Raw genomic sequence first — 13,841 nt, 5'->3', positions numbered from 1 at the left:
ATCAACGACTCACCGCGACGGCCTGGTTGTTCATGATGCGTGGAGTGAGGAAGATCAACAGCTCGGACTTATTATCCTGAACAACATCACGCTTAAACAGACGACCTAAATAAGGCAGATCCCCCAAAAACGGAACCTTGTCTACAGTTTTTGTCTGCGTGTTAGAGAAAACACCGCCAATTACTATTGTTTCACCGTCATTGACAAGAACCTTAGCATTCACCTCGTTCTTATTAATGGGTGGAACCCCATTAACTGCACGCCCAAAATCCGGAGCATCCTTCGTAACCTTAACTTCCATAATGATGCGATTATCAGGCGTAATCTGCGGAGTCACCTCCAAAGACAATGCAGCCTCTTTGAAAGATGTTGTACTTGCGCCACTAGAGCTAGCTTCTTGATACGGAATCTCTGAGCCCTTCAAAATCTTGGCAGTTTCTTTGTCAGATGTGACAACTTTTGGCTGCGAAACGACCTCACCATTACCTGTTTTCTCCATAGCCGAGAGTTCCAAGTCAAGGATCGCGTTATCCGTAATGAAACCGATACCGATACCTGATGTTCTCCCAACAACTCCCATATCAACAAAATTACCTAATGAAGTTGTTGGATTTTGAACCCCCGCATTCTGACCATAGCCTGGCGCCCCGGTTCGATTACCACCGCTGCCCCCCACAACAAAATTGTTATCTCCTACTCGCGCACCACGCCAGTTGACACCAAGCGCCTTATCGTAATCAACATTCGCTTCAACGATCCGCGCTTCAATCATAACTTGGCGAACAGCAACGTCTAACTGCGCCACAATACGTCGCAGCTCATCAAGACGCTCCTGGGTCTGATAAGCAATTATGCTGTTAGTTCTGTCATCCACAGTCACTGAGCCACGCGAATCGGCAGAACCGTCCGCACTAGTTACTGATTGGAAGAGCTGCGCCATATCAGATGCTTTTGCATAATTAACCTGAATCAATTCACGACGCAAAGGAGCCAACTCAGCAATCTGCTTCTGAGATTCAAGTTCTTGACGCTCACGCGCAGCAATTTCATCCGCCGGAGCAACAAGTAAGACATTACCAATCTTGCGCTTATCCAGACCTTTAGTTTTGAGAACAAGATCTAAAGCCTGGTCCCACGGTACATTCTGAAGGCGAAGGGTTATGTTTCCGGCCACAGTATCGCTAGCGACAAGGTTCAAATCTGTAAAATCAGCAATTAATTGAAGAACAGAACGAACATCAATATCTTGAAAATTCAGGGAAAGTTTCTCCCCGGAGTATGCAAAGCTGTCTGCCTTGCGCTTTTCAGCCTCAACCTGCGTAAGTGGCTTCACACTAATCGTCAATTTATTATCTGTTTGATACGCCAAATAGTCATAAACACCGACAGGCTCAATGAGGACACTCGCCTTGTCACCCGTACCCGAGGCAGTGACAAATTGAACCGGAGTTGCAAAATCCTTGACATCCAACTTCACCCGAAGAGCGTCAGGAAGGTTAGTCCTAGAGAAGTCCAGCCGAATTTTGCCACCCTGATCCTGTATGTCAGGAGTAACGGAAGCATCAGACAAACTAATGACTATGTTGCCTTCGCCAAGCTCCCCACGCTGGAAATCAATACCACCAATCTCCCTAGACTTAGGCGTATATTGTTTGACTGACGGCGTGATAGCTGCAGCTACTGGCTGACTACTCACTGACGGCGCTAGTACCGCCCCACCGTCACCAACAGTTACATATAGGTTATTACCATCAGCTCGAGTCTGATACGGGACGAGATTCGTCAAATTAATAATTAAACGAGTTCGATCCTTAGCCTCAACAACAGTTACACTGCGCGCATTACCAACGCCCAATTCACGATTTTTAGCACCAAGTTTGTTTGAGACACCAGGTAAGTCGAGAGCAATACGTGCTGGCTGCTCAATCGTGTAACCGCGAGGAGCCAGTACAGGCTCATCAAACGAAAGCTTCAACTCAACTCGATCACCAGGCAAAGCAGCGACATCAAGCGCCTGTAAATTAGCAGCCATAAGTGAGGGCGACAGAAGCACGGCAAGCAGCGAGAGCCCTATCGATGGAATGGAATTTTTCATTGTCATATTCCGCCGAGCAGATTGGTTGTTCTTTTTCATATTTATCCCGCCCTAATTTCAAGAGCGCTCTTTAAGGGACAAAGTTCGCGGACGCTCTAACCAGCCACCCTCACCATCCGGAACAATCTCTACAACATCAATCTTGGACTCTTCGATAGCAAGTATGCGCCCATGATTGCGCCCCAAATAATCACCAACTTTCACACGATGAACACCACCTGCACCGTCAATTAGCGCAAAGGCTCCAGACTCGTTAGCAAGAGTACCAACCATGACGAAAGTTTCTATATTGAAGCCCTCGAGAAACTGTTTCGCTCGAGCCTCATCAGGTTTTATATCCTGACTTCCCTTCTGCCTACTATTAACCTCTAATTTTATAGGCGGCTGAAATGGACTTCGTAGCGAGGCTGCACTGTAAGCAAAGCTTTCATATGGCAGGAATTTTGGTAACGGCTCAATCTCACCCTTAGGGCGAGCACGCACTTCATCCATATAGCTCTGGAGATCAGAAAAATCCCCACCAAGACCGCACCCAGCAAGAAGCATGAAAGAAAGAACCAATCCACCAAAAGAAATCCTCATGGCTGCCCCCCCTTATCATTATACCGATAAGTTTTAGCCAATATACTCATCCTAAGCTGGGAATAACTACCACCCCCAGCGGAAATCAAATCAAAATCATGCAAGGTTACAATTCTTGGCAGACTCGCAACACCACTAACAAAAGTTGCCAGGTCATGATACGAGCCAACAACAGTAATTTGTATAGGCAACTCGATATAAAATTGCTGAGCCGCCTCAGGCAAAAGCTTGATCTCCTCAAATTCAAGACCGCTACCCAACCCGGTGCGAGTAATATCTTCGAGTAAACCAGGAACCTCTGTATCACTAGGTAGCTGCTTTAACAGAGCGCCAAAGGAAACTTCCATTTCTTGCATTTGTTCTTTATAGGCATCCAGATTTGCTGCTTGAAAAGCCTTGCTCGTAAACTGCTCTTTGAGCGTGGTTTCTTCAACCTGCTTGCTTTCTAGTTGAGCCTGCAAGTCTTTCAGATGAAAGTTGTAACCAAAAGCCAGAACCGCCGAAAAAAGAACGATACCGGCCATGAACTTTACAGCAGCTGGCCAAGACCCAACGTTATTAAAATCAAGATCATTTAGATCAATCTTACGCAAGCTCTCCAAAGAGTCATTAAGGCTCATTGCTTGCCCCCCTCAACAGCCAAATCCGGCTGAGTCTGCTGAACCGTCAGTTGGAACACATTAGCTTGATCAACCGCACCAGCTGTAACAGATTTAACCCCTGTGAGATTGGGCGCTGTTAACCACTCAGAGGCATCTAAGCTGCGCATCAAGCTAGAAACCCGATTGTTCGACTCAGCAGCACCTATGATGGCAATGCTTTTACCAGTCATTTTTATACCGGTAAAATACACACCATCTGGAAGCGTTCTAACCAACTGATCAAAAACACGACCAATAATTGGGCGATTACCTTGAAGGTCTTGAATAATCTTCATACGCTCGAGCAACTGCTGACGACGCGTTTTAAGCTCACTAATTTCCTTTATGCGCGCATCTAGAACAGCAATCTCTTTGCGCACAAACTCATTTCGCGCATCTTGCTGCTCAATCGCACCGCTGAGGTATTGATCGCCCAAAAAAACAGCACCCGCCGCAACAATAAAAACCCCTGCAAGCGTTACAAGAAATCGCTGCTTACGCTCTTCACGCAGCTGCTCGCGCCAAGGGAGTAGGTTAATCCGCGCCATTAGTCAAAACTCCTCATCGCCAGACCGCAGGCAATCATCAAGGCTGGCGCATCGCTGGCGAGCGCTCCTGCGTTAACCTTGCCGCTCAGCGCCATTTCAGCGAAGGGATTGGCAACCAATGTCTGGGTGCCGATTTTCTGCTGAATCAGGCGATCTAGATCTGGAATTGACGCGGTACCGCCCGCCAGCAGGATGTAATCCACATCATTGAACTGGCCAGCAGCAAAGAAGAATTGCAGCGAACGAGCAACCTGCTGCACGACAGCTTCTTTGAATGGCTGCAGCACTTCACTTTCGTAGTCGTCAGGCAGGCCGCCCTGCTTCTTGGCTAGGCCAGCCTCTTCTACGGAAAGGCCATAGCGCCGCTGAATCTCTTCGGTGAGTTGCTTGCCACCAAACAACTGTTCGCGGGTATAGATGGTGCGACCGTTGTGCAGCACACTCAAAGTGGTCATGGTGGCGCCGATATCGACGACCGCGACTGTCAGCTCATCGCGACCACCGCCAAGCTGCTCGATCAACAGGCCGTAAGCACGCTCAAGGGCATAGGCCTCAACGTCGACAACCTTGGCGGTCAAACCGGCCAGCGCCAAAGCCGCTTCACGCACTTCGACGTTTTCCTTGCGGCACGCTGCAAGCAGCACTTCGACGCGCTCAGCATTGCGCGGCGATGCACCTTGCACCTCAAAGTCGATTGCAACTTCTTCAAGCGGATAGGGGATGTACTGATCGGCCTCGATTTTCAGCTGGTTTTCCAGCTCATCGTCCGAAAGGCCTGCTTCCATCTCGATGGTCTTAGTGATCACAGCAGAGCCAGCAACCGCCACTGCGGCTGTCTTCACACCGCTTTTAGCTTTTGCCAAAACGCGCGAAAGGGCCTGCCCCACCCCTTCCAACTCGGCGATGTTCTTTTCGACCACAGCATTAGGGGGGAGCGGCTCGACTGCGTAAGCCTCTACCTTGTAGCGGCTTCCGGAGCGGCTCAATTCGAGGAGCTTGACGGAGGTCGAACTGATATCGATCCCGAGTAGCGTATTCGCTTTCTTATTGAAGAGCCCTAGCACGACCGATTTCCTATTGGCATCCGCGACTTACGGACTATTTATGTTTTTTCACATTAAATAACAGTCTTGACAGAAGCGCAAATGGCTACCCAGCAAAAAAACCGCTTATAATGTGATCAGTTTTTCTCTTTTAACCTTGTGTTCGGCTTAACTCGTTCTTTTATCTGGAAATCCAAAAATCTTGATGCGTCTTTTGCGTTTTTTCTGCTGGTCCTGCCTCGCCGTTTTTTGTGGCTTGGTACTCAGTTTCAGCGGGGCCTTCCTCTATCTTAGCCCTAGCCTTCCATCCGTCGAATCTTTGCGCAGCATCCAGTTGCAGATCCCGCTGCGGGTCTACAGCAGCGACGCCAAGCTGATCGCAGAATTTGGCGAAATGCGCCGTTCGCCTATCGCCTTTGCCGACATCCCTCAAGACTTCATCAGCGCACTGCTCGCCGCCGAAGACGACAACTTTGCCAACCATTATGGCGTTGACCTTACCAGCCTGATGCGCGCTGCAACGCAAATCGTGAAAAGCGGGCAGATCCAAACCGGTGGCAGCACCATCACTATGCAGGTGGCCAAGAACTTCTTTCTCACTAGCGAGCGAAGTTTCTCTCGCAAGATCAACGAGATACTTCTAGCACTGCAAATTGAACGGGAACTCAGTAAGAACGAAATTCTTGAACTTTATGTGAACAAGATTTACCTGGGGAACCGTGCTTACGGTATCGAAGCGGCTGCCCAGGTCTATTACGGCAAGTCGATCCGCGACACCAGCCTGGCGCAGATGGCCATGATTGCCGGCCTGCCCAAGGCACCCTCGCGCTTCAACCCGCTGGTCAACCCGACGCGTGCACTCGAACGCCGCGACTGGATTCTCGGACGCATGTACAGCCTTGGCCGGATCGACAAACAGCGCTACGACGAAGCCCTGGCAGAACCGATCAACGTCAGTTACCACGTTCCAGCCCCGGAACTGGTTGCACCTTATATTGCCGAGATGGCCCGCGCCGAGATGGTCGGTCGGTATGGCAGCGAGGCCTATACCGAAGGCTTCAACGTCACCACTACAGTGCCCAGTGATCTGCAAATCGCCGCCAACAGCGCTGTGCGCGAAGGCTTGATCACCTACGACCAGCGCCATGGCTACCGCGGCCCGGAAAGTCGCCTGCCGGGCATGACCAAGGAAAACTGGCTCAGCGAGCTGAGCAAACAGACGTCCCTTGGCGGCCTGGAGCCGGCCATCGTCACCAGCGTGGAAAAAAGCGGCATTCTGGTGTTGCTACGCAGCGGCGAAGAACAGGCTGTAGCCTGGGACAGCATGAAGTGGGCGCGCCCCTTCCTCAATACCAACAGCCTCGGCCCACGCCCGCAGCAGCCAGCGGATGTCAGCCAGATTGGTGACCTGATCCGCGTACAGCGTCAGGACGACGGCAGCTTACGCTTTGTGCAGCTACCGGCAGCACAGAGCGCCCTGGTATCACTTGACCCGAACAATGGTGCCATTCGCGCCCTGGTCGGCGGCTTCTCTTTCGAGCAGAGCAACTACAACCGCGCGGCCCAGGCCAAACGTCAGCCAGGCTCGAGCTTCAAACCCTTCGTCTACAGCGCCGCTCTGGACAAGGGCTACACCGCCGCGACGCTGGTGAATGACGCCCCGATAGTATTTGCCGACGATGCGTTGTCGCAGGTCTGGCGGCCGAAAAATGACAACAACACCTTCCTCGGCCCGATTCGCCTGCGTGAAGCACTGTATCGCTCGCGCAATCTGGTTTCGATCCGCCTGCTGCAAGATCTCGGCATCAACAGCACATTGAGCTATATCGAACGCTTCGGATTTGAGCGCAAGGACCTGCCGCCCAATCTGTCCCTGGCCCTGGGCACTGCAAGTCTAACGCCGATGGAGATCGCCGAAGGCTGGAGCACCTTCGCCAACGGCGGCTACAAGATTGAGCCCTACCTGATCGAACGCATCGAAGACCGTAACGGCAAGCAACTGTTCAACGCCAACCCGGCACAAACCCCTGCTGGTATTGAACAGCTCGCCCAGCAGCGCAGCACCACACTGATTGTGGGTGATCAGCCCTTGCCGGCAGAGCCGATCCTCGCCGAGCAGATCATTGATGGTCGTACCGCCTACATCATGACCAGCATGCTGCAGGACGTGATCAAGCGCGGAACCGGCCGCCGTGCAATGGCCATGGGCCGGGATGACCTGGCAGGGAAAACCGGCACCACCAACGAGTCGAAGGACAGCTGGTTCTCTGGCTACAACGCCGACTACATCACCACTGTCTGGGCTGGTTTCGATCAGCCGGAAAGCCTTGGCCGCAATGAATACGGCGGCACCGTGGCACTGCCCATCTGGATAAGTTACATGGGCGCAGCCCTGAAGGATAAACCCAGCCACCTGCTGCCCGAGCCCGAAGGGCTGTTGACCCTGCGCGTTGACCCTCACAGCGGGCGCGCCGCTACACCAGACACACCGGATGCCTACTTCGAGTTGTTCAAGAGCGAAGACTCGCCACCGCCGTTGGGAGAATTCGATCCGGGTATGAGCATCCCTGGCAGCCCACTGCCAGCCGATGAGGCAGCTCCGCTCGACCTGTTCTAAGCCGCCACTGGCACAGGTTGGTGCCAGTGCTCAGATGGATAAGCAAGCAATAAAAAACCCGCCGTAGCGGGTTTTTTATTGCTTGCAGGTTTAGCCGTTGAACACGTCGTTGACCGACTGCAGCGGGTAGTGCTTGGGATAGGGCAGCGTCGCCACACCGCTCTCGATAGCCGCCTTGGCCACCGCATCACAGACCACGGTGATCAGACGAGGATCCATCGGCTTCGGAATGATGTACTCACGACCGAACGACAGAGCGATACCACCATAGGCGTCGCAGACTTCCTGCGGCACCGGCAGCTTGGCCAGATCACGCAGCGCCAGGGCAGCGGCGATCTTCATTTCTTCGTTGATGCGAGTCGCGCGAACGTCCAGCGCACCACGGAAGATGAACGGGAAGCCGAGCACGTTGTTGACCTGGTTCGGGTAGTCGGAACGACCGGTAGCCATGATCACATCGCTGCGCACTTCACGCGCCAGCTCCGGCTTGATTTCCGGGTCCGGGTTGGAGCAGGCGAACACGATCGGGTTGGCCGCCATGCGCTTGAGGTCTTCAGGGGCCAACAGGTTGGCACCGGACAGACCGACAAACACGTCCGCACCATCCAGTGCATCGGATAGGGTGCGCTTGCTGGTTTCGCTGGCAAACACCGCCTTGTACTGGTTCAGATCGTCACGACCAGCGTGGATCACGCCCTTGCGGTCGATCATGTAAATGTTCTCGACCTTGGCACCCATGCTCACCAGCAACTTCATGCAAGAGATGGCGGCAGCGCCAGCGCCCAGGCAGACAATTTTGGCTTCCGGCAGGGTCTTGCCGGCGATTTCCAGGGCATTGAGCATGCCGGCCGCAGTCACGATAGCGGTGCCGTGCTGGTCATCGTGGAATACTGGAATATCGCACTGTTCGATCAGCGTGCGTTCAATCTCAAAGCACTCAGGTGCCTTGATGTCTTCCAGGTTGATGCCACCAAAGGTGATCGAGATGCGGCGTACGGTGTCGATAAAGGCCTGCGGGCTTTCGGACTCGACTTCGATGTCGAATACGTCGATACCGGCAAAGCGCTTGAACAACACGCCCTTACCTTCCATCACTGGCTTGGAAGCCAGCGGGCCGAGGTCGCCCAGGCCGAGAATCGCGGTACCGTCAGAAATGACTGCCACCAGATTGCCTTTGCCGGTATAGCGGTACGCCAGCTCCGGATCACGCGCGATTTCGCGCACAGGCTCAGCGACACCCGGGCTGTAAGCCAGGGACAGATCGCGTGCGGTTGCGGTGGGCTTGGTTAGCTCGACACTCAGCTTACCCGGACGGGGATGGGCGTGATATTCGAGAGCGGCTGTTTTCAAATCAGACATGTTGGCATTTCCGCTTTGGGCTGTTGAACAGGCAGGCGGCCGAGGATACGCAAGTTGTATACAGCTGCACAAGACTGGCAAGTCCGTATGCGCACGCAGGCCCTAGCGCACGACCTTCAGCCAGTCGCCAGCACGCGGCTGACCTGACGGGTAAAGGTTATTCAGCAGGCGCAGAGTCTGTAGCGCATTGCCCGGCAACGTGCTGCCCTTGGCCAGCGCCTCGATGGTTTGCCCCGGCTTGACCTTGACCATATGCAGGCGCAGCGGCTGGGCCTGCTGGTACTCGGCGCTGGTCATCGGCCGGAAGCTTTTGATCACGCGAAGAAACTGCTCATCCTGAGACTCCAGCGAGGCGCGTCCACGCACCGCAGCGACGAACAGGTAAGACTGCGCACCATGCTGGATAACCGCCACGCGTTTGGCGGCATTGCCGGGAATTATCGCGCTATAGCCCTTGAGGCCGGCTTGCTGCAACTCGACGCCGGCCACCAGACGCTGACCGCCGACGCGCTGGCGCAACAGCTCAGCTGGCGTCAGTTGCTGCGGATTGTCATCCAGGGTCATGGCAATAAATGCCTGCTGGTCCGCGGTGTGGCCGATCAGCGCATCCGGACGGTTGACCAGGTTCCAGCCTTGGGGGAACGCCAGGGTGAAATTCAAATCGGCATGGTAGAAACGCTGGCCGCGACGCACGCCAGTTTCGGCCGAATCACCAAAGGGCAAGCCTTCCAGGCGCTTGAGAAAGGCCTCGCGATTGACCTCCTGCTGGCCGGTGGCCAAGGCCCGCGCCGGGCCCAGCACCTGCTGCAGACGCCGATCATTGTCCGGATGAGTATCAAACAGCCCGTGGTAACCGCCCGCAGGCTGCGCCTCACCGCGCGCTGCGGCCTGGTCACGAGCGAAGTCTTCCTGATTTTTCAGCACCTTGACCACTTCGATCATCGCCAGCGGGTCATAACCGCTACGCGCGAGGTACTGCGCCCCCAGGCCGTCGGCCTCCAGCTCCATGTCACGGCCATAGCCGCGCACAACGGCGCCGCCCAGCACGCTGGTGACATCGGCAGCGGCACCCACACCAGTGCCAATTGCCACCGCCTGCCCGAGCAAGCCCCAGGCAGTGGACTGGCTTTGCTGCTGCACGCTGTGCCGGGCGGTGACGTGGCCCACCTCATGCCCGAGCACGGCGGCCAGCTCGGCTTCCGAGCTGAGATAGGCCAGCAGTCCGCGATGGATATAGATGTAGCCCCCAGGCAGGGCAAAAGCGTTGATGTCCGGGCTATCGACCACGGTGAACTGATAGGCCAGCTGGTTGCGGTGGCTGTTCTTCGCCACCCGCTCACCCACCTGCTGCACATAGGCCTGCAGCTTTTCGTCGGCGTAGCGCGGATTTTCCTTGAGGATCTGCTGGTTGTAGCGACGACCGAGGTCAAGTTCCTGCTGCTCGCTCATCATCACAAAGTCGCTGCGGCCAGTGGCCGGATTGACCGCACAGCCGGCCAGTTGCGACAGCAGCACAAAGAACGTCAGTACGCGCAGGATCATGGCAGAACCTCCAACATGGCCTGATCGGTCAATGGCAGCATCCAGCGCGCCTGCCCCGCACGCAAGCCGCCATGTTTGGCGCGGTCGATCACCCAGCCGCGCGCCTCGACCTGGCGACCTTCAAGGTCTTCGACGGCGCGCAGGTCAAAATTGCCCAGCGCCCGGGGCGCGATATGCAGCACCAGCGCATCGCCCATTTCCAGCCACAGGCCGCCGCCATTGCGCTCGACACGCTCAACCCGGCCCTGCAACAGAGCAAAGCCGCCGCTTTTCAACTGTGCAGCGGTTTGCACCGGAGAACGCTGCCAGAGCCCGGTACGTGCCTGCCTAGCACTGCGCTCGGCAGCTTGCTGGCACTGCACCAGTGCAAGATTAGGTGCAACAGCCACCTGATAACCCAAACCCTCGGCGAGCAACTGCGCCTCCAGATTGCGCCCGCCGCTGTCATAGGCGTGCGCCAGGGTGCGCCCGTAGTGATCCTTGGCCTGCTGGCCGTACTGCAACGAGACTCGGCCAGCGCTGGCCGCTATCAGGGCCTGCAAACGTTTGCGTGCTGCCTCGGCGAAAGGCTCGGCAGAGCGGCCCTGGCGGCCCATTTCCGGGCTGTTCAGCCCGATCAAGCGCACATTGCGGCCATCGACCAGGCGCAAGGTGTCGCCATCGACCACACGCTGCACCTTGGCGCTGGGCAGGTTGCCCGGCGCCGGGCAGAACGCCAGCGCGCCGCCGGCATAAACGCCGAAAACGAAAAAGGCGCCCACAAGGGACGCCTTTTTCAGTAGCGAGGTGCAAACCATGTGGGTCTGCGTCGCTGCGCGCAAGCTTACTGCTTGGCGCCGAACATGCCGAAACGCTGCTTGAAGCGATCAACACGACCGCCGGTATCCAGCATTTTCTGCTTGCCGGTGTAGAACGGGTGGCACTCGTTGCACACATCCAGGCTCAGTGGCTTGGCCAGGGTGGAGCGAGTTTCGATCACGTTGCCACAGCTGCAGGTGGCGGTGACGGCTACATAGTTCGGGTGGATATCGGCTTTCATGATGATTCCTCAGGGCTGTCGTGCCGCCACCAGACACTATTGTCAGGTACCGCACGGAAATAGGCCGGCGATAATACCAGAGCACCGCCGCGACGCAAGGCCGGCCGTCGCTTGCCTGCGTGCTAAGATCGCGGCCTTGCCACTGGAGCCTCTGCGTGCCCGACGTGATTCTGCGCCTCGCCTTGCCCTCGCCGCTGCGCCGCCTGTTCGACTACCGAGCCCCGCCCGGTGTACCGCGCAGCGCCTTGCAGCCTGGTGCGCGGCTGCGCGTGCCGTTTGGCCGGCGCGAGATGATCGGCATCCTGATCGAAGTGACCGAACACAGCGAAGTCCCAGCCGACAAGCTCAAACCCGCCCTGCAATTGCTCGACGCGCAATCGCCGCTGCCGCCCGCACTGTTCAAGCTGTGCCTGTGGACCGCGCAGTATTACCAGCACAGCCTGGGCGACACGCTGAGCTGGGCGCTGCCGGTGCTGCTGCGCCAGGGCGAGCCGGCGGAAGTGCGCCAACAGCGCTTCTGGTCGGTCACGCCCGGTGCACAACTGGACGACCCACGCCTGAGCCGCGCACCGCGCCAGCGCGATGCCCTGAAAACTCTGGCCCAGCACCCCCACGGCGTTGCCCATGCACTGCTGAGCAAATTGCAGCTGAACAAGGACAGCCTCGACCTGCTGCTGGAAAAGGGCCTGGTACAGATTGACGTGCGCCGCCATGCGCCAAGCGAGCGCCACGCCAACTGGCTGGCGCAACCGGAACTGCCGCTGAATGCCGAACAGCGCACGGCCAGCGCGGCGATCCGCTCAGGTTTCGGCAGCTTTAACGCCTTTCTTCTCGCCGGGGTCACCGGCAGCGGCAAGACCGAGGTCTACCTGCAGCTGATCCGCGAAACCCTGGAGGCCGGCAAGCAGGCCCTGGTGCTGATCCCCGAGATCAACCTCGGCCCGCAAACGCTGGCGCGCTTCGAGCAGCGCTTCAACGCACGCATCGCCCTGCTGCATTCCGCGGTGAATGACCGCGAGCGCCTGGACGCGTGGCTGGCGGCGCGCGATGGCGAGGCCGACATCATCATCGGCACCCGCTCGGCGCTGTTCACCCCCATGCAGCGGCCGGGGCTGATCATCATCGATGAAGAACACGACGCCTCCTATAAACAGCAGGAAGGTCTGCGCTACCACGCCCGCGATCTAGCGGTGGTGCGCGCCCATCAGGAAAATATCCCGATCGTGCTGGGCTCGGCCACACCCTCGCTGGAAAGTCTGCACAACGCCCACAACGGCCGCTATGCCCTGCTGCACCTGCGTGAACGCGCCGGCGGCGCCAAGCAGCCGCGCTTTCTGCGCCTGGATGTGAAAAGCCGGCCACTGGATTCCGGGATCTCCGGCCCCATGCAGCAGGCCATTGCACAAACCCTGCAGGCCGGCCAGCAAGTGTTGGTGTTCCTCAACCGCCGCGGTTTCGCCCCGACCCTGCTCTGCCACGACTGCGGCTGGTTGTCCGAGTGCCCGCGCTGCGACGCCCGCATGACCGTGCATCAGCGCTCGCGCGAGCTGCGTTGCCACCACTGCGGGCATGTCGAGCGCCAGCCGAGCAACTGTCCGAAGTGCAACACCGTCGATCTGCGCCCGGTCGGTGCTGGCACCGAACGCGCCGAAGAACGCCTGGAGATTCTCTTCCCTGGTGTACCGGTGTTGCGTGTCGATCGCGACAGCACCTCACGCAAGGAGGCCATGACCAGCCTGTTCAATACCGTGCAGCGTGGTGAACCGTGCATTCTGGTCGGCACGCAGATGCTCGCCAAGGGGCACCACTTCCCGCGCGTAACCCTGGTGGCGATTCTCGATGCCGATGGCGGGTTGTTCTCGGCGGATTTTCGCGCCAGCGAGCGCATGGCCCAGCTGATCGTACAGGTGGCCGGGCGCGCCGGACGTGCCGAAGAGCCGGGCAAGGTGATTATCCAGAGCCACTTGGCCGACCACCCTTTATTGGTGCAGCTGACCGAACAGGGCTATTTCGCCTTCGCCGAACAGGCCCTCAGCGAACGGCGCAGCGCTGGTCTACCGCCGTTCTGCCACCTCGCGCTGCTGCGCGCCGAAGCGCACAAACCTGGCCAGGCCGAAGGCTTTCTCGACGACGCCTGCACTGAAGCCGAGTTGTTGTTGAATGAGCTGAAACTCAGCGGCATCGAACTGCTCGGCCCGGTGCCCGCGCCAATGGAACGCCGCGCCGGGCGTTATCGCGCGCAACTGCTGGTGCAGGCCAACGCCCGCGCACCGTTGCACCGCCTGCTCAATCCCTGGATGCACGCCCTGGAACAGATGCCCAGTGGCCGCGCGGTGCGTTGGTCGTTAGACGTAGACCCCATCGATCTGTTCTAA

The 13,841-nt window shown here is 57.1% G+C and carries 11 protein-coding genes; 2 read left to right on the top strand and 9 right to left on the bottom strand.

All coding sequences use genetic code 11. The features are described 5' to 3' along the window. Nucleotide 1 precedes the first annotated feature (1 nt). The 5 genes from pilQ to ACOCLD_RS04960 are packed head-to-tail and all read right to left on the bottom strand — an operon-like array spanning nt 2 to nt 4,930. The gene (gene pilQ, locus ACOCLD_RS04980; protein WP_422911758.1) at nt 2–2,095 is read right to left on the bottom strand and encodes a type IV pilus secretin PilQ; all 2,094 of its coding nucleotides are present in this window, start codon (nt 2,093–2,095) and stop codon (nt 2–4) included. 57 nt (nt 2,096–2,152) lie between these two features. Next, nucleotides 2,153–2,677, bottom strand: a complete 525-nt coding sequence (gene pilP / locus ACOCLD_RS04975; protein ID WP_422911073.1) for a type 4a pilus biogenesis lipoprotein PilP — start codon at nt 2,675–2,677, stop codon at nt 2,153–2,155. Next, nucleotides 2,674–3,297, bottom strand: coding sequence for a type 4a pilus biogenesis protein PilO (pilO, locus tag ACOCLD_RS04970; protein WP_422911072.1), 624 nt, complete (start codon nt 3,295–3,297; stop codon nt 2,674–2,676). Before pilO ends, pilP begins: the two co-directional genes overlap by 4 nt. Next, complete coding sequence (pilN, locus tag ACOCLD_RS04965) at nt 3,294–3,866, bottom strand: type 4a pilus biogenesis protein PilN (protein WP_422911071.1); 573 nt, start codon at nt 3,864–3,866, stop codon at nt 3,294–3,296. The genes pilO and pilN overlap by 4 nt, the downstream gene beginning before the upstream one ends. After that, nucleotides 3,866–4,930: a pilus assembly protein PilM gene (locus ACOCLD_RS04960; RefSeq protein WP_257776816.1), complete on the bottom strand. Its 1,065-nt coding sequence runs from the start codon at nt 4,928–4,930 to the stop codon at nt 3,866–3,868. Before ACOCLD_RS04960 ends, pilN begins: the two co-directional genes overlap by 1 nt. Nucleotides 4,931–5,114: 184 nt before the next feature. Between ACOCLD_RS04960 and ACOCLD_RS04955 the strand changes: the two genes are divergently transcribed. Further along, nucleotides 5,115–7,526 carry a penicillin-binding protein 1A gene (locus tag ACOCLD_RS04955; RefSeq protein ID WP_422911070.1) on the top strand — a complete coding sequence of 804 codons (2,412 nt, stop codon included), beginning with the start codon at nt 5,115–5,117 and terminating at the stop codon, nt 7,524–7,526. 90 nt (nt 7,527–7,616) lie between these two features. Here the strand turns inward: ACOCLD_RS04955 and ACOCLD_RS04950 are convergent, their stop codons facing one another. The 4 genes from ACOCLD_RS04950 to rpmE form a co-directional block, all read right to left on the bottom strand. Continuing rightward, the gene (locus tag ACOCLD_RS04950) at nt 7,617–8,885 is read right to left on the bottom strand and encodes a malic enzyme-like NAD(P)-binding protein (RefSeq protein WP_422911069.1); all 1,269 of its coding nucleotides are present in this window, start codon (nt 8,883–8,885) and stop codon (nt 7,617–7,619) included. A 102-nt stretch (nt 8,886–8,987) separates the two neighbouring features. Further along, a complete protein-coding gene (locus tag ACOCLD_RS04945) occupies nt 8,988–10,427 on the bottom strand; it encodes a M48 family metalloprotease (RefSeq protein ID WP_422911068.1) in 1,440 nt (479 codons plus the stop codon). Then, complete coding sequence (locus ACOCLD_RS04940) at nt 10,424–11,224, bottom strand: thermonuclease family protein (protein WP_422911757.1); 801 nt, start codon at nt 11,222–11,224, stop codon at nt 10,424–10,426. Before ACOCLD_RS04940 ends, ACOCLD_RS04945 begins: the two co-directional genes overlap by 4 nt. A 26-nt stretch (nt 11,225–11,250) precedes the next feature. Then, on the bottom strand, nt 11,251–11,466 hold the full coding sequence (gene rpmE / locus ACOCLD_RS04935; protein ID WP_090249983.1) for a 50S ribosomal protein L31: 216 nt from the start codon (nt 11,464–11,466) through the stop codon (nt 11,251–11,253). 155 nt (nt 11,467–11,621) lie between these two features. Here rpmE and ACOCLD_RS04930 point away from each other — a divergent pair, with 155 nt between their 5' ends. Further along, on the top strand, nt 11,622–13,841 hold the full coding sequence (locus ACOCLD_RS04930) for a primosomal protein N' (protein ID WP_422911067.1): 2,220 nt from the start codon (nt 11,622–11,624) through the stop codon (nt 13,839–13,841).

The sequence above is a fragment of the Pseudomonas cimarronensis genome (assembly GCF_049331905.1).
In the GTDB taxonomy this organism is placed as follows: Bacteria; Pseudomonadota; Gammaproteobacteria; order Pseudomonadales; family Pseudomonadaceae; genus Aquipseudomonas.
The sequence above is the reverse complement of the archived record's forward strand: the minus strand, read 5'-3'. Positions and strand labels throughout refer to the sequence as shown.